This is a genomic window from Quatrionicoccus australiensis (assembly GCF_020510425.1).
Classification (GTDB): Bacteria; Pseudomonadota; Gammaproteobacteria; order Burkholderiales; family Rhodocyclaceae; genus Azonexus; species Azonexus australiensis_A.
In genome coordinates, this window is sequence record NZ_JAHBAH010000001.1 from 3,382,272 (window position 1) to 3,399,550 (window position 17,279).

19 protein-coding genes are annotated in these 17,279 nt (G+C 58.3%); 9 read left to right on the plus strand and 10 right to left on the minus strand.

All coding sequences use genetic code 11. From position 1 onward, the window contains the following. Window positions 1–33 precede the first annotated feature (33 nt). The gene (locus tag KIG99_RS16260; protein WP_226461093.1) at window positions 34–1,086 is read right to left on the minus strand and encodes a GGDEF domain-containing protein; all 1,053 of its coding nucleotides are present in this window, start codon (window positions 1,084–1,086) and stop codon (window positions 34–36) included. Window positions 1,087–1,253: 167 nt separating this feature from the next. On the opposite strand from KIG99_RS16260, the gene KIG99_RS16265 reads away from it, so the two are divergent. The 5 genes from KIG99_RS16265 to ispH are packed head-to-tail and all read left to right on the plus strand — an operon-like array spanning window position 1,254 to window position 6,818. Next, entirely contained in the window at window positions 1,254–2,174 is a 921-nt protein-coding gene (locus KIG99_RS16265; protein ID WP_226461094.1) for a bifunctional riboflavin kinase/FAD synthetase, read from the plus strand. 9 nt (window positions 2,175–2,183) lie between these two features. After that, window positions 2,184–4,982 carry an isoleucine--tRNA ligase gene (gene ileS / locus KIG99_RS16270; protein WP_226461095.1) on the plus strand — a complete coding sequence of 933 codons (2,799 nt, stop codon included), beginning with the start codon at window positions 2,184–2,186 and terminating at the stop codon, window positions 4,980–4,982. Then, on the plus strand, window positions 4,975–5,460 hold the full coding sequence (gene lspA / locus KIG99_RS16275) for a signal peptidase II (RefSeq protein WP_226461096.1): 486 nt from the start codon (window positions 4,975–4,977) through the stop codon (window positions 5,458–5,460). The genes ileS and lspA overlap by 8 nt, the downstream gene beginning before the upstream one ends. After that, the gene (locus KIG99_RS16280; protein ID WP_226442980.1) at window positions 5,457–5,888 is read left to right on the plus strand and encodes an FKBP-type peptidyl-prolyl cis-trans isomerase; all 432 of its coding nucleotides are present in this window, start codon (window positions 5,457–5,459) and stop codon (window positions 5,886–5,888) included. The genes lspA and KIG99_RS16280 overlap by 4 nt, the downstream gene beginning before the upstream one ends. Further along, window positions 5,889–6,818, plus strand: coding sequence for a 4-hydroxy-3-methylbut-2-enyl diphosphate reductase (ispH, locus tag KIG99_RS16285; RefSeq protein WP_226461097.1), 930 nt, complete (start codon window positions 5,889–5,891; stop codon window positions 6,816–6,818). It abuts the gene before it with no gap. A 48-nt stretch (window positions 6,819–6,866) separates the two neighbouring features. On the opposite strand, the gene KIG99_RS16290 is transcribed toward ispH, so the two are convergent. The 7 genes from KIG99_RS16290 to KIG99_RS16325 are packed head-to-tail and all read right to left on the minus strand — an operon-like array spanning window position 6,867 to window position 13,215. Then, entirely contained in the window at window positions 6,867–7,256 is a 390-nt protein-coding gene (locus KIG99_RS16290) for a type IV pilin protein (protein WP_319002400.1), read from the minus strand. A 2-nt stretch (window positions 7,257–7,258) separates the two neighbouring features. Beyond that, the gene (locus KIG99_RS16300; protein WP_226461098.1) at window positions 7,259–10,663 is read right to left on the minus strand and encodes a pilus assembly protein; all 3,405 of its coding nucleotides are present in this window, start codon (window positions 10,661–10,663) and stop codon (window positions 7,259–7,261) included. A gap of 31 nt (window positions 10,664–10,694) precedes the next feature. Continuing rightward, window positions 10,695–11,294 (minus strand): pilus assembly PilX family protein, encoded by a 600-nt coding sequence (locus KIG99_RS16305; protein ID WP_226461099.1) that lies wholly within the window; start codon window positions 11,292–11,294, stop codon window positions 10,695–10,697. Between the two features lie 3 nt (window positions 11,295–11,297). Continuing rightward, on the minus strand, window positions 11,298–12,131 hold the full coding sequence (locus KIG99_RS16310; RefSeq protein ID WP_226461100.1) for a PilW family protein: 834 nt from the start codon (window positions 12,129–12,131) through the stop codon (window positions 11,298–11,300). Then, the gene (gene pilV / locus KIG99_RS16315; RefSeq protein ID WP_226461101.1) at window positions 12,128–12,556 is read right to left on the minus strand and encodes a type IV pilus modification protein PilV; all 429 of its coding nucleotides are present in this window, start codon (window positions 12,554–12,556) and stop codon (window positions 12,128–12,130) included. Before pilV ends, KIG99_RS16310 begins: the two co-directional genes overlap by 4 nt. A gap of 16 nt (window positions 12,557–12,572) precedes the next feature. After that, on the minus strand, window positions 12,573–13,037 hold the full coding sequence (locus KIG99_RS16320; RefSeq protein ID WP_226461102.1) for a GspH/FimT family pseudopilin: 465 nt from the start codon (window positions 13,035–13,037) through the stop codon (window positions 12,573–12,575). A 7-nt stretch (window positions 13,038–13,044) separates the two neighbouring features. Next, entirely contained in the window at window positions 13,045–13,215 is a 171-nt protein-coding gene (locus KIG99_RS16325) for a hypothetical protein (RefSeq protein ID WP_226461103.1), read from the minus strand. On the opposite strand from KIG99_RS16325, the gene rpsT reads away from it, so the two are divergent. Then, entirely contained in the window at window positions 13,214–13,483 is a 270-nt protein-coding gene (gene rpsT / locus KIG99_RS16330; RefSeq protein WP_226442987.1) for a 30S ribosomal protein S20, read from the plus strand. The two genes, KIG99_RS16325 and rpsT, sit on opposite strands and share 2 nt — an antisense overlap. A gap of 70 nt (window positions 13,484–13,553) precedes the next feature. On the opposite strand, the gene KIG99_RS16335 is transcribed toward rpsT, so the two are convergent. Next, entirely contained in the window at window positions 13,554–13,853 is a 300-nt protein-coding gene (locus tag KIG99_RS16335) for a DUF3579 domain-containing protein (protein WP_226442988.1), read from the minus strand. A 181-nt stretch (window positions 13,854–14,034) separates the two neighbouring features. On the opposite strand from KIG99_RS16335, the gene KIG99_RS16340 reads away from it, so the two are divergent. Further along, the gene (locus KIG99_RS16340; protein WP_226461104.1) at window positions 14,035–14,265 is read left to right on the plus strand and encodes a hypothetical protein; all 231 of its coding nucleotides are present in this window, start codon (window positions 14,035–14,037) and stop codon (window positions 14,263–14,265) included. A gap of 8 nt (window positions 14,266–14,273) precedes the next feature. On the opposite strand, the gene KIG99_RS16345 is transcribed toward KIG99_RS16340, so the two are convergent. After that, complete coding sequence (locus tag KIG99_RS16345; protein ID WP_226461105.1) at window positions 14,274–15,035, minus strand: ParA family protein; 762 nt, start codon at window positions 15,033–15,035, stop codon at window positions 14,274–14,276. A gap of 140 nt (window positions 15,036–15,175) precedes the next feature. Here KIG99_RS16345 and KIG99_RS16350 point away from each other — a divergent pair, with 140 nt between their 5' ends. Further along, on the plus strand, window positions 15,176–16,348 hold the full coding sequence (locus KIG99_RS16350; protein WP_226461106.1) for an aspartate aminotransferase family protein: 1,173 nt from the start codon (window positions 15,176–15,178) through the stop codon (window positions 16,346–16,348). Window positions 16,349–16,351: 3 nt separating this feature from the next. Next, entirely contained in the window at window positions 16,352–17,272 is a 921-nt protein-coding gene (gene argF, locus KIG99_RS16355; RefSeq protein ID WP_226461107.1) for an ornithine carbamoyltransferase, read from the plus strand. Window positions 17,273–17,279: the final 7 nt, after the last annotated feature.

The window sequence follows — 17,279 nt, forward strand, 5'->3', positions numbered from 1 at the left end:
GTCTTTTTTTGACCGGTTTTCCGACCGGGCGAGTCAGAACAGTTCGACCTCGCCGTTGGCCGGGGTCCGCAGCTTGAGTTCGCCTTGTTCAACCAGCATCTCGTAGCATTCGACCCGGTTGCGGCCGTGTTCCTTGGCGTAATAGAGCGCTTCGTCGGCGCGGTCGATGGCATCGGTCGGCGTGTCGTTGGGCAGCAGTCGGCTGAAGCCGATGCTGACCGTAACATGCCCGATCCGGCTGAAAACCTGTTTTTCGACATCCTTGCGGAAGCGTTCCAGCGTGGCCATGGCTGAGGCCTGGTCGGTCGGCTGGAGCAGGGCGATGAACTCTTCGCCGCCAAAGCGGAACAATTGATCGTCGAAGCGGAAGGAGTTCTGCATGACTTGCGCCAGCATGATCAGCACTTCGTCGCCGATCAGGTGGCCGAAATTGTCATTGACCTGCTTGAAGTGGTCGATGTCGCAGACCGCCAGCCAGTGGCTGCTCAGCGTCGATTCACCGCGCCGGCGCAGGGGCGCCTGCAACGTGTCGTTGCGCAATTGTTCGTCGGCCGCTGATTTGCCGAGCAGTTCGAACAAATGCTTGTCAAAGGTCTTGCGGCTGGCCAGTCCGGTCAGCGTATCGGCCTCGCCGTAATCGAGCAGGGCGATATGGTTGCCGAAGTATTCGATCAGGCCCATCAGCGAGACGCGCTGGTCGGCGGAAAACTCCTCCGACAGCGCCAGATCGATCATGTAAATCGGCTGATCCAGACGGTTGACCGGGAAGACGATCCGGTGCGAACCATCTTCGAGCATGTCGAGAACAGCCGATGCCTCCTTGCGGCAACGGTTGAGCAGCGGGTCGCGGTCGATCGGCTGGCAGAAACGATGGTCCGGCAGATAGGCGTTATGGACGAAGCGCCCATCCCGGCCATTGCCGGCACAGGAAAAAACCGTGGATTTCTTCTTGCCCGGATAGCAGCGGTAAATGGTGACCGACTCTGGATGAAACAGCTCGGTCAGCGCATCGACCATGGCGGCATTGATCTCGGTGCGATCGCGGCACGACGAAAGTTTGACGATGTGGGCGATCAGATTGAGCATGAAGCCGGGCGTGTTGGCGGAATTGGTCGATGATCGGTAATTATAGCCAAACGCTTATCCTGGCAGGCGCCTTATCTTGCGCCGGCTGTTATTTTTCTTATTTCTCTTTAGTGGCTGTCGGCGGACCGGGGCCGTTATAATTCAACGTTTTTTTCGCTCCGAAGCCCATGCGCGTCTTTCGCGGTCACTCGCGTCCCGTTCCTTCTCCCGTTGTGCTCGCCATCGGCAATTTCGATGGCGTCCATCTCGGCCATGCCGCGCTTGTGCAACAACTGGCGGCCGCCGCCGCACGCCTGCAACTGGCGCCGACGGTGCTGACTTTCGAGCCGCATCCGCGCGAGTTTTTCGCGCCCGATTCGGCCCCGGCCCGCCTCACCACCTTGCGCGAAAAGCTCGAGCTGCTCGCCGACTGCGGCGCCAGCCAGGCGATGATCTGCCCGTTCAATGCCGCCTTTGCGGCATTGTCGGCGGATGAATTCATCGAGCAGGTGCTGGTGCGCGGCCTGCAGGTCAAGCACCTGATCATTGGCGACGACTTCCGTTTCGGACGTGGCCGCACTGGCGATTTCGCCCTGCTCAAGACGGCAGGTAAGCGTTTCGGCTTTACCGTCGAAGCCATGCAGAGCGTCACGGTCGACGGCGAAAGAGTCTCCAGTTCCGGCGTCCGGCGTGCCCTGGCGGCCGGCGACATGAAGCATGCGGCAGCCCTGCTCGGGCGCCCCTACATGATCGACGGCAGCGTCCGGCATGGCGACAAGATCGGGCGCCAGCTCGGTTTTGCCACGGCCAATATCCGCATTCGCCACAATCCGCTGCCGATGACCGGCGTTTTCGCCGTCGAGGTCGGCGGTCTGGGCGAAGAGCTGCTGCCTGGCGTCGCCAATCTCGGCATCCGGCCGACGCTCGGTGGTACGCGGCCGCTGCTCGAAGTGCACCTGTTCGATTTCGACCGCGACATCTACGGCACCCACCTTTCCGTTCGTTTCGTGCATAAGCTGCGCAACGAGCAACGCTTTCCCAATTTTGATGCCCTCAAGGCGCAGATCGCGGCAGATGCCGCGGCCGCCCGGGCCTTCTTCAAGCTGTGAGCACGCAAAATGGCTGATTATAAAGACACCCTGAACCTGCCGGATACGGCTTTCCCGATGCGCGGCGACCTGCCCAAGCGCGAACCGCAATGGGTCGCCCTGTGGCAGGAAAAGAAGCTCTACCAGCGCATCCGCGAAATCTGCGCCGGCCGGCCGCGCTTCGTGCTGCACGACGGCCCGCCCTACGCCAACGGTGACATCCACATTGGCCACGCGGTCAACAAGATCCTGAAGGACATTATCGTCCGCTCGAAGACGCTGTCCGGTTTCGATGCGCCCTACGTGCCGGGCTGGGACTGCCATGGCCTGCCGATCGAGCACCAGATCGAGAAGCTGCACGGCAAGGCGATTCCGGCCGACAAGGTGCGCGAACTGTCGCGTGCTTACGCTGGCGAACAGGTCGAGCGCCAGAAGAAGGATTTCATCCGTCTCGGCGTGCTTGGCGACTGGGACAATCCCTACCTGACCATGAATTTCGCGGCTGAAGCCGGCGAAATCCGCGCGCTGGGCAAGATTCTCGAACGCGGTTACTTGTATCAGGGTCTGAAGCCGGTGAACTGGTGTCTGGATTGCGGTTCGGCGCTGGCCGAAGCCGAGGTCGAGCACGAGGACAAGACTTCGCCGGCCATCGACGTCGCCTTCGAAGTGCATGAAAACCACGCCGCCAAGCTGGCTGCGGCTTTCGGCCTGACGCATCTGCGCAGCCCGGCCTTCGCCGTGATCTGGACGACGACGCCATGGACGCTGCCGGCCAACGAAGCGGTCAGCGTGCATCCGGAATTGACTTATGACCTCGTCGAAACGGCGAAGGGCGCCCTGATCCTGGTGCACGAACTGGCCGAGTCGGCACTCAAGCGCTATGAACTCGAAGGCACGGTGATCGCCTCGACGACCGGCGACAAGCTCGACCAGATCCTGTTGAAGCATCCGTTCCAGCCGCGCGATGTCGCCATCATCTGCGGCAAGCATGTCACCACCGAGGCCGGTACCGGTCTGGTGCACACCGCGCCGGCGCACGGCGTGGACGACTACAACGTCGGCCGCCAGTACGGTCTGCCGGTGAACAACCCGGTCGGCAACGACGGTCGTTTCATTTCGACCGTTCCCGCGCTGTCGACCGGTGAGCTGGCCGGCAAGACGGTCTGGGAAGCCAATCCGCTCGTGCTCGCCGAACTGGCCGCCAGCGGTCGACTGCTGCACGAAGAGAAAATCCGCCACAGCTATCCGCATTGCTGGCGCCACAAGACACCGATCATCTTCCGCGCCACGACGCAGTGGTTCATCGGCATGGACCGCAAGCAGGACGAGAACGCGCCGAGCCTGCGCTGGATCGCCGAGCGAGCCGTCGATGAAACGCAGTTTTTCCCGGCCTGGGGCCGCGCCCGCCTCGAAGGCATGATGAAGACCCGCCCGGACTGGTGCGTGTCGCGCCAGCGCAACTGGGGCGTGCCGATTCCCTTCTTCCTGCACAAGGAAACCGGCCAGCCGCATCCGCGCACGGCCGAACTGGTCGAGCTGGTTGCCCAGCGCGTCGAAAAGGCCGGCATCGAAGCCTGGTTCAGCCTGGATGCCGCCGAACTGCTCGGCGCCGAGGCCGAGCAGTACGTCAAGATGAAGGATACGCTGGACGTCTGGTTCGACTCCGGCACGACGCACTGGCATGTCCTGCGCGGCACGCATGCCGCCGACCTCGCCTATGTCGCCGATCTTTACCTCGAAGGCTCCGATCAGCATCGCGGCTGGTTCCAGTCCTCGCTGCTTTCCGGCTGCGCCATCGACGGCCAGGCGCCATACAAGGCGCTGCTGACGCACGGCTTCGTCGTCGACGGGAAGGGCCACAAGATGTCGAAGTCCAAGGGCAACGTCATCGCGCCGCAGCAGGTTTCCGACAAGATGGGCGCCGAGATTTTGCGCCTGTGGACGGCGTCGACCGATTACTCGGGCGAACTGACCATTTCCGATGAAATCCTCAAGCGCGTCGTCGAAGGCTACCGCCGCATCCGCAACACGCTGCGCTTCCTCCTCGCCAATGTCTCCGACTTCGACGCCGCCGCCGACATGCTGCCGGTCGAAGAATGGCTGGAAATCGACCGCTATGCGCTGGCGTTGACCCGCGAACTGCAGGAAAGCTGCCGCGCCGATTACGACAAGTATGAATTCCATCGCGTCGTGCAGGCGCTGCAAACCTTCTGCTCCGAAGATCTCGGCGGTTTCTACCTCGATATCCTCAAGGACCGCCTGTACACGACGGCACCGAAGTCGCAGGCGCGCCGCTCGGCGCAATCCGCGCTGTGGCACATCACCCAGGCCTTCACCCGCCTGCTGGCGCCGATCGCCTCCTTCACGGCGGAAGAAGTCTGGTCCGTGCTGACCGGCAAGGCCGACGATTCGATCATGTTCCAGCTCTGGCACGACCTGCCGGCCCTGGCCAATGAAGGTGAGCTGCTCGCCAAGTGGGCCATCGTGCGTGCCGTCCGCGCCGATGTCACCAAGGCCCTGGAAGAACAACGCGAAGCCGGAAAGATCGGCTCGGCGCTGCAGGCGGCGGTCGAAATCCGTTGTGCCGGCGAGAAATACGAAGCGCTGGCCGCGCTGGGCGATGATCTGAAATTCGTGCTGATTTGCTCGTCGACCGTACTGGTGCGCGATGAGGCCGAGCAGGTAGTTGCCTCGCCGCTGGCGCACGCCAAGTGCGAACGCTGCTGGCACGTGCGTGACGATGTCGGTGCCGATCCAGCGCATCCGGGCTTGTGCGGGCGTTGCGTCAGCAACCTGCATGGCGCCGGCGAGGCACGTCACTGTGCCTAACAAGGCGGTTCATTGGTACGCCCTGGCCGGGCTGGTCATTGTGCTTGACCAGCTCAGCAAGTATTTCGTTCTTGCCCACATCCAGTTTGGTGAAACGATCTATGTCGCGCCATTCTGGAACTGGGTGCTGGCCTTCAACCAGGGCGCGGCTTTCAGTTTTCTGGCCGATCAGCCGGGCTGGCAGCGCTGGCTGTTCTCGGCCCTGGCCATCGGCGTGTCGGGCTGGATCGCGCTCGAACTGCGCCGCCACCCGGAACAGAAGACGCTGTCGCTGGCACTCGCCCTGGTCATGGGCGGTGCGCTCGGCAACGTCATCGACCGCGTACGTTTCGGCGCGGTTGTCGATTTCATTCAATGGCATGTCGCCGGTTATTACTGGCCAGCCTTCAACGTCGCCGATTCGGCCATCACGCTCGGCGCCATTTTGCTGGTTCTGGCGCAGTTGACCGCCGGCGGCCACGACAAGGATACAAAATGAGCAGTACCGTCCGTTCCGACAGCTATCTGACCCTGCATTACCGCATTACCACGCTCGACGGCGAGGAATTCCTGTCTACCTTCGACATGAGCCCGGCTACCTTGCAGATGGGCAGCGGTCAACTCGCCGAAAACCTCGAAAATGTCCTGATCGGTTTGCCTGCCCAGGAAAACTTCGTCTTCGAACTGGAGCCGGCACAAGCCTTCGGCATGCACAACGAGCGCCTGGTCGAGCGCATCGCGCGCAGCGGCCTGCCTGCCGAGATGGAACTGAAGGAGAATTCCGTCGTCGAATTCACCGCGCCCAACGGCGGTACCTTTGCCGGCTTCCTGCGCGAGCTGGATGCGACGCACGCCCTGTTCGACTTCAACCACCCGATGGCCGGAAAAACGATCCGCTTCGAGGTGAAAATCATCGGAATCATGTAAATGCAAGTTCTCCTCGCCAATCCCCGCGGCTTCTGTGCCGGCGTCGAACGTGCCATCGCCATCGTCGAGCGCGCGCTGGAAAAGTTCGGTGCGCCGATCTACGTGCGCCACGAAGTCGTGCATAACAAGTTCGTCTGCGACGACCTGCGTGCCAAGGGAGCGGTATTCATTGAGGAGCTGGCCGAAGTGCCGGCCGGCAGCACGGTCATCTTCAGCGCTCATGGCGTCTCGAAGGCGGTCCGCGCCGAAGCCGAAGAGCGCGGTCTAAAGGTGTTCGATGCGACCTGTCCGCTGGTCACCAAGGTGCATGTCGAAGTCGGCAAGATGCGCAACCAGACGCGCGAAGTGGTGATGATCGGCCACAAGGGCCACCCCGAAGTCGAAGGCACCATGGGGCAAAGCCCGCAAGGCATGTACCTGGTTGAGACGGCCGAGGAAGTCGCCACACTGAACGTAAGTCATCCCGGGCAGCTTTCTTTCGTCACCCAGACCACGCTGTCGGTCGACGATGCGTCGGTGGTCATTTCTGCCCTGCGTGCCCGCTTTCCGGAAATCCAGGGGCCGAAGAAGGACGATATCTGCTACGCCACGCAAAACCGCCAGGATGCCGTCAAGGCGCTGGCCGAACAGTGTGATCTGGTGATCGTCGTCGGCAGCCCGAATAGCTCCAACTCGCGCCGCCTCAAGGAAGTGGCCGTGGCGCGCGGGATCGATGGCTACCTGGTCGATGGGCCGGATGAAGTCGATCCGGTCTGGCTGGTCGGCAAGAAAAATGTCGGCATCACCGCCGGCGCCTCGGCCCCCGAAATCCTGGTCAGCCGCGTGGTTGACCGTATCCGCTCGCTCTCCGGCGCGACGGTCGCGCAACTGGCTGGCGTGGAGGAGGGCGTTTCGTTCGCGCTGCCGAAGGAACTGGCTTCAGGTGCATGAAAAAGGGAGGCCGAATCGCCTCCCTTTTTTACACATGATTGTGCTGGTTTAACGCCAGCAATCGCCCACGTCAGCGGTTTTTGTTCCCGTCTGATTGACCGATAAAACGCCGCAGCGGTCATCCGCCTGGGCGCCGGTCGGGGTTGCCGACAAGGTGAAGGTGGTCGCCGTCAGGTTAGCGGGGGCGCCGATAACATAGAACTGCGCGACCGTTCCATCGCAGCCTGGAATTCCCGCTGCTCCGGCATAGGTCATATTGCCCGCATACCAGCGCTCCATGAAGTGGCTGCGCTCCATCAGGCAGCCCATGGCTGCTGTTCGGCGCGCACTGCGTACATGCTCCTGATAGTTCGGCAGGGCGATTGCAACCAAGATGCCGATGATCGCCACAACGATCATCAGTTCAATCAGGGTAAAGCCGGTTTGCATTTTTTTCATTGCTATTTCCTGTTAATTTCACGCCAGTAGATGCGGCCACCTTTATCGTCAGGGATGAAGCCATTCCCACCAAGACCAGAATTAGAAGTGCCAGTGCCAGTACCAGAACTGTTCCCTGTTCCGCTAACTACAATTTGGCCGGTACTCGAGTCACCGACGAAGAGCGAAGCCTGGCTTGGCATCCCTACACCAAAGTCGAGGGAGCCCACAGTACTCGCACCCGGGCTGGTTGTGAAGGTGAAGATCGAGGCTTTCAGGCTGCCACCGGTAAAGGCGTTGATGGCGTTGATATAGCCCGTGCCGCCCGGCTGGCATGGATCGTCAGCTTTTGGGATGATGGAACTGCCCAGCAGAGTTGGCTCGGTCAGGCGGTAAAGTGCCGACGCGGTCACCATTCTCTCTCCGATCTTCGTTGTTCCATCTGCGTTGATCCAGTCGAGATACCAGCCGCTTTTTCCTGTCATGTCTCCCGCTGTGGCACTCTTGAAGGAGCGTGCCGGCTTGCCATCGGCGGTAAATTCGGCGGCCAGGCCTCGTGCTGTTAGCGAGGACCGTCCGGAAATGGCGCTGCCATTATCAATCAGGCCATACCAGGTTTGTACTGATTTGTCATCCGGGTCGGTCTTGCGGAAATAGGCGCCGGTACCAAAGAAGATGTAGCGCTTGCCGGCATTGGGGTCACTTGTCAGGTAATTGACGCTGGAGGTGATTTCGGAGGTGATGGGCTGGGCAAGATTGTTGGAGTCCTTGGCGGTGAAGAAAACAGAGCCCTTCCAGTTTGTTGCTGTGCTGCTGGATACATCAAACTTCCAGACGTTGCCTTTCAGGTCGCCTGCATAGATGTAGTCGATATAACCATCGCCATTGTTGTCGACGACCCCTGGTGTGGCCAGGCCGTTATCACTTCCTATGTTGGTGTCAATTTTCTTTGCAACCCCCGTCTCCAGATTGATGATGTACAGGACGGCGGTACCGTTCGCGCTGTTGTAACCATTGCCGAGGATGACCACGTCCGATCCATCATTCATCCTCGCGTACACCGGCTTTCCGAGCATGTAGCCAAGACTTTTGTCTGTGCTATCAACATACTCCCAGGCAATATTTGCTGCGCCAAAAGAGGCTGGTGTGGTGATGTCGAGTGCGTACAGGCCTTTGGCGCCACGTCCCAGCGTGCCAACCAGATAGGACTTGCTCAGGCCGGTATCGGACTGATCGGCTATTTCCATGTCACCGTCGACATAGAACTGGTGGACGTAGGTTGAGTCGCTTAATGACTTCATTTTTGCGAGCATTGGACTCGGAATGTAGGCGAATCGCTCGACGCCGGTTTCTGCATTGAAGGCATGCAACATGCCGTCATTGGCGCCGACGTAAACAGTCTTTGTCGACTTCTGGTAGACCGGCGACGAGTTGACAACGTCGCCAAGCAATGTCTTCCGTTTGCGTAGCGTGCCGCCGTTGCTTGTTTCCTGGCTCCGGTCGCCACGCAGATAATCGACGATAGCCTGGCTGGTCAGGGCGGTCAGGTCAGTGGCGCCCAAGTTGCTCCACAGGAATTCCTTCTTGTTGCCGCCGGTGATCGTGAATATCTTTCTGCTGCCATAGGCGGGAATCAGGCTTGATGCTTCCCACACCGGAGTGCTCGTTACGCCGCTCGCCGTAATCTGATAAGCCGCCAGTTCCCCGCCCCAGTCAGCCGTGTTGAAACTGCCGCTGAATACCAGTGATGAGGTAGTCAGACGGGTGCTGTTGGCGCTGACCGATCCAGATGAGCTTTTCCGGTCGGCGATGTCGTTGAGCATGGCGGTCAGGGCGGCAGCAAATTCCTGCGGGTCTTTGGCGCTAAAAAAAGCGCCGCGGCTGTTCACGGAGGCGTGCAGCAGGTCATCAAGTTTTCCTGGGTTGCTGCCAAATGGTGTGGGCCATGTAATGGTTGGTGAGGTTTTTCCAATGGCACTGAAAGCTGTGTCGGGGTCGACTGTCCCGTTTACACCAAGGCCAACCCCGAAGGTGACCATATGTTGCCAGAATGCAGGATCGCGCGTACTGGTTGGTACCGCATTCGTCAGATTGGTGTTCAGATCCCGTTTCCAGTAATAAGCGGCTACGTCTGCCAGCGTGTTGTCTCGGCCATCGGTGAACGGAGAGACGGCAGTGAATTTTAGGCTTTGGCTATTGGGGCCGGTGATGGTTGTGCCATCGGTGCTGTCGTTATCATTTTTGGCGGCGCTGGTGGTTGCTTCATACGCTGTGCTCCCTTCCGACCAGTAACCATCGGTCATCAGGATGCTGTAGCTCTGCCGGCAGGCGTAGAGTGTGCCCCCCGTTGTGCCCGGTGTGCTGCTCCACGGCCCTTTGTCGTCTGTGCGGCTGTAATACTGACCGGCTGCATCGAGTGCCTTGCGTAACGGTGTGCCTGCCGCAGGAATGGTGTGACCATAAAGGTCAGAGAAGAAGTTGCTGCGATCTGTACCGCTAAATTGGCGTACGCCACTGATGAGCGTGGTGGTTGATACGCCATCGATGCTTGAACTGCCTTCGTTAATAGCGGCGAACCCGACCCGTAGGCCGGTTCCCTGGGCCGAGAATGCCCGGCCGATGCCGGCGCGTGCCGTCAGGACGCGTGAGCGATAGTAGGTGTACCAGTTGGCAAAATTCTGAATTTCCTGGGCGTAAGTGCATACTCCGGCGGTGCAGTCAGTCCGTGCGGTACGTCCATCGCCGTTATAAGTGGGCGTTGTGGAACGGATTTCGCGTTTTGCATACTTCGACAGAGTCCATTTTTCACTGCTGGTGCCTGTAAACCAAAAATAAGTAGCTGTCCAAAAACTCGAACTCGGTAATGTTGTTGTCGGGGAGCAATTGTTGTCGCTTGCGGAGGTGCAGGTATTCCAGTACACGCCGTTGTAATTGACCATGTTGGTGGTCAGGTTACGACAGTACGCAGTGGTGGTTCCTGATCGCATAGGGTTGTGCAGAGCACAGGTGGGCGAGGCGGGAGGGTAAAGGCTGCCATCCTGATTGGCCCAGGGGGTGTAAGTTATCGCCGGGTTGTAGTAAATCGTATTGACTTGTGGGGAGCGTGTCAGGGCTGCAAATATCTTGGTGCTGTCTACTGTTGCGACTTCGTTGTTGTAGTCCGTGCTGCCGTAGACGTTATTGGCTCGGGGAAATACATAATAGGTGGCCCCCAGTGTGTAATCGTCAGGCATGATCTCAAATTGCATTGATCCCGAATCGTCGAGAATCATCATGACGTTCGGGTCGGTTGAGACGTTCGCCTGCAAGGGTACCGTTGGAATGTCTGCGGCATACGAGAAAGGCGAGGAGCCAAGGCATAGGGCGATGGCTGCCGTTCGGGCAACGAGCCGCTGAACGAACTGGCTGGAATTGTTTTGGATTTTCATGGAGTACTCCCGGAGCGCTTGATTGTGCGGCTCAGTAAGTGGTCATCAGGGTTTGCAGCATGACGTTGGCGCGATCGTTGCTGGGGTTGCTCATGGCGGTGATTCTGAATAGATTGCAATAGCAGAAGGGATTGGTTTTATCTTTCTCGCAATCTGTTGCCATTGCTTCTCCCGCTTTGGGTTTGCATACCTGGGTGCCGCGGAACTCGATAAGGTAACGGGTGTTGTCACCGGCCAGGGGGCCGAGGTTTACGCTGGCTTTGTCAAGCTTGCGGGCTTGGGTCGTCCAGTTGATCAACTTGCTGTCAGTCATCCAGTCCGGCGAACATGCGCGGATGGGTGTGGCAACAAAACCATTGACGATCGTTGGCGCGCAGCCGCCCGCAGCGAATTCGACTTCCGGGTTTACTGCCATCCCGGTTTTGTTGCGAGCATCTTGTTCGCCGGCCAGAAGCGCGGCCTCTGCCGCTTGCAGGGCAATGCTTCTGTCGTGGGAGGCGGCGCTCATCCTTTCTTCCAGCGCAATATTGCGCACACTCGAGATGCCAAGGATGCTCATGATCACCAGCATGATCATTGCGACGATCAGTACGATGCCGCGCTGCTTTTTCGGTGGGGTAAGAGTGCTCATGTTTCAGCTCGTACGACGTTGGGCTACGCTGAATGAAGTCCGTTCAACGCGTCCTGGGCAAGTTGGTGCGGCGGTCGCCATGTTTTGCTCAACACTTCTACCGCACAGGGTCACGGTTAGTTTGGTTGCGCCGTTAAGGTTCTGAACGGCCAGGCCGGTCACGTTATCGACCATTTCCTCCGGGTTGTTGCCCTCTGTTCTGCGATACAGCGATGGCAGGGCCCGCCCTGCGTTGCCTATGTACCAGAGCTGGTTTGCAAGGCCGGAAACCAGGGTTGCATTGAGGAGATTGACACCTGGTACGGCAGAAACTGTAAAGGAGTTGGGGGTCGCCGAGGTGACTCGTAACAGATAGGCCGATTTGCTGGTGCAGGTGATGACTATGTCGTTGGCCTTCAGGTCGTTAGTGGCGGTGATGGTGGTAGAGCCCATGTTATAGCCCGTGATGGTCTGGATTGTTGATGCGGTGATCACTTGTATTGCGCCTTGTGCCATGACCCGATTGCCGGGGTTGGTGCCAGGATTTATTGTGATTCCACTCGAAATGCCAGCTTTCAGAGCGACGGCTGCGGCGTTGCCACCTGTCATGTCTCTCACCTCCATGCTAAGGCAGGGGTGTCCACCTGCGGCCCGGATGTCTCTTGTCATCAGGTCAATGGCTACGCGCGCGTTTTCCTGTATGGCTCCGAGGCTTTCCGTGGTCCTGAAGGCTTGTTGATTGGTGAGCAGAACGCCAGTGGCACCAAGCATCAGAACCAGGCCGATCGCCATGGCGACCATTAATTCAACCAGACTCAACCCGTACTGGCTTTTTTGCATAAATGTGCAGGTGTTCATAGGAGTGAACTCAATAATACTTGCTCTGCGGCGCTGCCTTTTGCTCTGCTGTCATTCCACTGAATGGTGACGGTGCATAGCGTGCCGCGAGCGTTTGCTGCGCAATTGACTTGGCCGCAGGTGTTGGGTCCGACAGATCTTCCTATGTCTTCGATCCATTTGTTGAATGTGTCGCCACCACCCGAGGCGCAGGTCATCGCGTGGCTGCGTAGGGTGCTGTCGGCTCGCATGGCTTCAAGCATGTACGTCCCGGCCATTACGGCTTGGCTACGTTGCAAGCTGCTTTCATTGCCTTTCAGGGCGCGCGTTTGAAGGGCGGCGATGCCGAGGGCACCCAGGGCAAGGATGATCAATGCGACAAGAACTTCGATCATGCTCATGCCGGATTGCCAGCGTTTCTCGGAGGGGGAGAGGGCAGATGTCATGATGTATTTAGTTGCGCTATTCGTTGACGAAGACTTTTCCGCTGCCAAGAATTTGAATGCTTTTGGCTTTTGATGTGTACGTCGATGTCGAGGATACGGCTATCGTGCCAGTGTTTGCACTTGTGCCATCGGAAGCGAAAGCGACGATGCTGATGGCGTTGTTGAACTGTATGTCGCCAGCTTGTGCACCGGCGGAACTGCCTGCTGTGCTGGTCCAGCCGTTTTTCCAGTCTCCGCCGGTGGCTGTCACTGTGACTGTGATGCCGCGCCGGACAGCTTCTGATCTGGCATGGGCCAGGGTGGTTAAGAGGTCATTGGTGGCGGCCGTGACTCGACTTGATGCTATTTGGCCTTGCATCGATGGTGCGGCCATCATGGCCAGAATGGCCAAGATGGCAATCGTGACCATCAACTCAACTAGCGAGAACCCGGAGGGCACGAAGCGGTGATTGATTGTTTTCAAGGTGAAGGAGTGGAGCAAGAAGTTTTCATGTGCCCAGTTTAGGGGAGAGTGATTGATGGAGGCGGTAGTTTTCTACGAGCGGCATATTTAAGCGGATGAATGGATTGCTCGTTGTTATGGTTTGTTGTTGCGAATGAGTCATTTGTTCGGCTATAATTGCCAGCTTAATTTCATTATTTCCTTGGACTTTATTCATGGCCAATAGCGCACAAGCCCGCAAGCGCGCCCGTCAAGCTGACAAGCAGCGCTCCCATAACGCCAGCCTGCGTTCGACCCTGCGTACCGCGATCAAGCGCGTGCGCCAGGCGATCGAAGCTGGTGATAAAGCCGCCGCACAGGGCGTCTTCCAGCAATCCGTTGCGGTTCTCGACCGTATTGCTGACAAGAAAATCATCCACAAGAACAAGGCTTCTCGTACCAAGAGCCGCCTGTCTGCTCAGATCAAGGCTATTGCAGCTGCCTGATCCGGCTGGATGACAATAAAAAAGGCACCTTCGGGTGCCTTTTTTATTGTCTGTTGTTTTGCTGGGAGGCTTATTTTTTTTCTTCCAGGGAGCAGACGCCATCGATGATCTGCAGATCGTTGTCCTGGGCAAAGTTGAGCATGAAGCGATAGGCCATCGGTTCGACTTCGCCGAGGCGGCCGTCAACGAAAACCGCCTTTTCACCGTTGTAATCACCGGGGCCGACGTAGGGGGAGTATTTCATCTTGCGTTCGGCTCCGAAGGCCGACATGACGCCACAGAGGCGTTCTGCCCAGTCGCTGGGGCGAAATTTCTTTCCTTGTTTGGTCAGGCCAACAATGATGAAGGTGGTCGATTCTGATGTTGTCATTGTTCTACTCTGCTTTTATCGGGCGTTGCGACCTTTGGTGGAGGCATTCTAGCAGAAGCGTTGTGGCTGTGGCGCCTTTGCCACTATTGCTAGAAAACTTGTTTTAACAGAAAGGGATGCGTTGTTTTTGTTGAATCGTCTGCATATACTGAAGCTACTTCATTGATATGCAGAGGGTTTTATGGTGCCCCATACCGTTCTGAAATATCTGTTTCGCATTCGTACCCGCAGCGGCGTCGTCGTTGAGAATTTGTCGATCTACGGTCGGGACGAAGTAGAGGCAAGGCGCAAGTTGTGCCAGATGTACAACGACTGCGAGATTCTTGAGGCGCGCAGCCAGCCGATGGCCTTGGGGGCGCGTAATGCGGCCTGTAGTTACGAGGATGTGGTCGATATGATCGTGGCTGGTTAGGCAGCTTTTTAGAGGTCGCCTTTGTGCTGCAACTCATCGAGCAGTGCTTTGTAATCGTGGGCGCCCGCGCTCGATGCGTTGTGGCGAAAGACGTCGCGGTTAACCGACGGGCTTTCCGCTACGGCGACATTTTCTGAAATGACGGTGTCGCAGACTTCGCTGCCGTAGCGTTCGCGCAGTTTGTTGCGGACATCGTCACTCATGCGGCGGCGGCGGTCGAAGCGGGTGAGCAGGTAGCGTCGTTCAACCCTCCTTTTTAGTACCGGCTCCAGTACTTGAAGAGTGCGAGTGATGTGCTCGGCTGCCTGCAAAGACAAATAATCGGTTGAAATCGGAATGAGCAGGCGGTCGCAGGCAAAAATGGCATTCAAGGCAAGTACACCGATATAAGGGCAGCAATCGATGATGGTCGTTCGCTGGGGCTTCTCGCTTTCGAGCAGGTCGAGGCCGCTGCGCAGCTTGTTGAGAATGGCGGGGCCTTTGCCGAAAATCGAGTCGACCTTGATCAATTGCTGGTGCGCAGGAATCAGTTGACCGATGTTTTCCCACTCGACTTCCAGTTCGGCGAGGCTGCGGCTGTCCTGGTAGAAGGCAAACAGGCTGCGGCTGGCTTCGGTGGGCAGCGTGCCATGGATGCTTGACAGATGCCCTTGCGGATCAAGGTCGATCAAGAGCGGAGGCGTACCGGCACGATGCAGCGCTGCGCCGAGATTGAGTGCGGTTGTCGTTTTGCCGACGCCGCCTTTCTGGTTGAATATAGCGATGCGCATGGTTTTGCCGTTCTATACAAGGCTCTATTTTTCACTTAACATCTGGTTTTCTGCAACTCTTTCCGGTTATTGCGATCCGTAAAGTGTTGTAGTCGTTTCGGCGGCGCTGGCCGCCGTTTTCGTTTTTTGGGGTTGTGCTCATGTCGCATGTCATGAATACCTATGCCCGGTTGCCGGTGGCTTTCAGTCATGGTCAGGGAAGCCGGATTACAGATACCGAAGGCAAAGAGTACCTCGACGCGCTGTCCGGTATTGCTGTTTCTACACTGGGGCATGCTCATCCCAAACTGGTCGCGGCCATTTCTGCGCAGGCTGGCCGGATGTTGCACACCTCCAACCTGTACCGGATTCGCGAGCAGGAAGAGCTCGCCGACAAGCTGTGCGAGCTTTCCGGTATGCAGGAAGTTTTTTTCAGCAACTCCGGTGCCGAGGCCAATGAGGCAGCGATCAAGCTGGCTCGTTTTTATGGCCACAAGAAGGGTATCGAGTCGCCGACCATCATCGTCATGGAAAAGGCTTTCCATGGCCGGACGCTGGCGACGCTTTCGGCGACCGGCAACCGCAAGGCACAGGCGGGCTTCGAGCCGCTGGTTTCCGGCTTTGTCCGCGTTCCCTACGATGATCTGGAGGCGATCCGGGCGGTTGCCGAACACAACAAGAATATCGTCGCGGTCATGCTGGAAGTGATCCAGGGCGAAGGCGGCATCCATCTGGCTTCTCTCGAGTATCAGCGTGGCCTGCGCCAGTTGTGCGACGAGCAGGGCTGGTTGCTGATTTGCGACGAGGTGCAATGCGGCATGGCACGCACCGGCAAGTGGTTCGGTTATCAGCACGCCGGCATCCAGCCTGATATTGCTACTCTGGCCAAGGGCCTTGGCTCGGGCGTGCCGATTGGCGCCTGCATGGCGGGTGGCAAGGCGGCCGGGTTGTTCGGGCCGGGTAACCACGGCTCGACTTTTGGCGGTAATCCGCTGGTATCGACGGCAGCGCTGACGACGATTCAGACCATCGAACAGGATGGCTTGATGGCCAGTGCCGAACGCATCGGTGCCTTGATTCGTTCTCTGATGGCTGAAGCGCTGGCGGGCGTTAAGGGTCTGGTCGAGATCCGTGGTCATGGTCTGATGATCGGTATCGAACTGGATCGTCCGTGCGGCGAACTGGTCGGCAAGGCACTGGCCGCCGGCTTGCTGATCAATGTGACGGCTGACAAGGTGGTGCGCTTTCTGCCGCCACTGATTTTCAGCGAAAATGATGCTCGGGAGCTGGTCGACCGTAGCGCTCCCCTTATCAAGGAATTTCTGGCGGCCTGAACCATGGCGATCAAACATTTTCTGCAATTCAAGGATTTCACCCGCGACGAGCTGGAGTACGTCTTCGACCGTACGCGCTGGATCAAAAACCAGTTCAAGTCCTACCAGAAGTACTGGCCGCTGAGCGACCGTACGCTGGTGATGATTTTCGAAAAGGCCAGTACGCGTACCCGTCTCTCCTTCGAGGCCGGCATGCAGCAACTCGGCGGTTCGGCGATCTACCTGAATACTCGCGACTCCCAGCTGGGTCGTGGCGAGCCGGTCGAGGATGCGGCGCAGGTGATTTCGCGGATGAGCGATATCGTCATGATCCGCACTTTCGAGCAGGACATCATCGAGCGTTTTGCCGCCAATTCGCGCGTGCCGGTGATCAACGGGCTGACCAACGAATACCACCCGTGCCAGATCCTTGCCGACATCTACACCTACATCGAGCATCGCGGTTGCATTCAGGGCAAGACGGTTGCCTGGGTCGGCGATGCCAACAATATGTGCAATACCTGGCTGCAGGCAGCCGAGGTGCTGGATTTCAAGGTGCATGTGTCAACGCCGCCGGGGTACGAGATCAATCCCGAGTTGGTGGGCGTGATCGACGAGTCGCATTTCCAGGTCTTTGCCGACCCGATGGATGCCTGCCGCGGTGCTGATCTGGTTACCACGGATGTGTGGACTTCGATGGGCTTCGAGGCTGAAAACGAAGCGCGGATCAAGGCTTTTGCCGACTGGTGTGTCGATGGTGACATGATGCGTGTCGCCAATGAGGGGGCGCTATTCATGCACTGCCTGCCGGCGCATCGTGGTGAGGAAGTGACGGCCGAAGTCATCGACGGGCCGCAATCGGTAGTCTGGGATGAGGCGGAGAACCGTCTGCACGTCCAGAAGGCGTTGATGGAATATTTAATGTTGGGCCGTATCAACGGCTGAGTTGAAT

Bases quoted from the DNA above. Each gene is read 5' to 3' on its own strand.
- argF (WP_226461107.1), top strand. From the start codon at position 16,352: ATGGCGATCAAACATTTTCTGCAATTCAAGGATTTCACCCGCGACGAG.
- KIG99_RS16290 (WP_319002400.1), bottom strand. From the start codon at position 7,256: ATGAAAAAAATGCAAACCGGCTTTACCCTGATTGAACTGATGATCGTT.
- KIG99_RS16260 (WP_226461093.1), bottom strand. From the start codon at position 1,086: ATGCTCAATCTGATCGCCCACATCGTCAAACTTTCGTCGTGCCGCGAT.
- KIG99_RS16265 (WP_226461094.1), top strand. From the start codon at position 1,254: ATGCGCGTCTTTCGCGGTCACTCGCGTCCCGTTCCTTCTCCCGTTGTG.
- KIG99_RS16305 (WP_226461099.1), bottom strand. From the start codon at position 11,294: ATGAGCACTCTTACCCCACCGAAAAAGCAGCGCGGCATCGTACTGATC.
- KIG99_RS16350 (WP_226461106.1), top strand. From the start codon at position 15,176: ATGTCGCATGTCATGAATACCTATGCCCGGTTGCCGGTGGCTTTCAGT.
- KIG99_RS16325 (WP_226461103.1), bottom strand. From the start codon at position 13,215: ATGAATAAAGTCCAAGGAAATAATGAAATTAAGCTGGCAATTATAGCC.
- ispH (WP_226461097.1), top strand. From the start codon at position 5,889: ATGCAAGTTCTCCTCGCCAATCCCCGCGGCTTCTGTGCCGGCGTCGAA.
- KIG99_RS16280 (WP_226442980.1), top strand. From the start codon at position 5,457: ATGAGCAGTACCGTCCGTTCCGACAGCTATCTGACCCTGCATTACCGC.
- pilV (WP_226461101.1), bottom strand. From the start codon at position 12,556: ATGACATCTGCCCTCTCCCCCTCCGAGAAACGCTGGCAATCCGGCATG.
- KIG99_RS16335 (WP_226442988.1), bottom strand. From the start codon at position 13,853: ATGACAACATCAGAATCGACCACCTTCATCATTGTTGGCCTGACCAAA.
- KIG99_RS16345 (WP_226461105.1), bottom strand. From the start codon at position 15,035: ATGCGCATCGCTATATTCAACCAGAAAGGCGGCGTCGGCAAAACGACA.
- KIG99_RS16340 (WP_226461104.1), top strand. From the start codon at position 14,035: ATGGTGCCCCATACCGTTCTGAAATATCTGTTTCGCATTCGTACCCGC.
- ileS (WP_226461095.1), top strand. From the start codon at position 2,184: ATGGCTGATTATAAAGACACCCTGAACCTGCCGGATACGGCTTTCCCG.
- KIG99_RS16300 (WP_226461098.1), bottom strand. From the start codon at position 10,663: ATGAAAATCCAAAACAATTCCAGCCAGTTCGTTCAGCGGCTCGTTGCC.
- KIG99_RS16310 (WP_226461100.1), bottom strand. From the start codon at position 12,131: ATGAACACCTGCACATTTATGCAAAAAAGCCAGTACGGGTTGAGTCTG.
- rpsT (WP_226442987.1), top strand. From the start codon at position 13,214: ATGGCCAATAGCGCACAAGCCCGCAAGCGCGCCCGTCAAGCTGACAAG.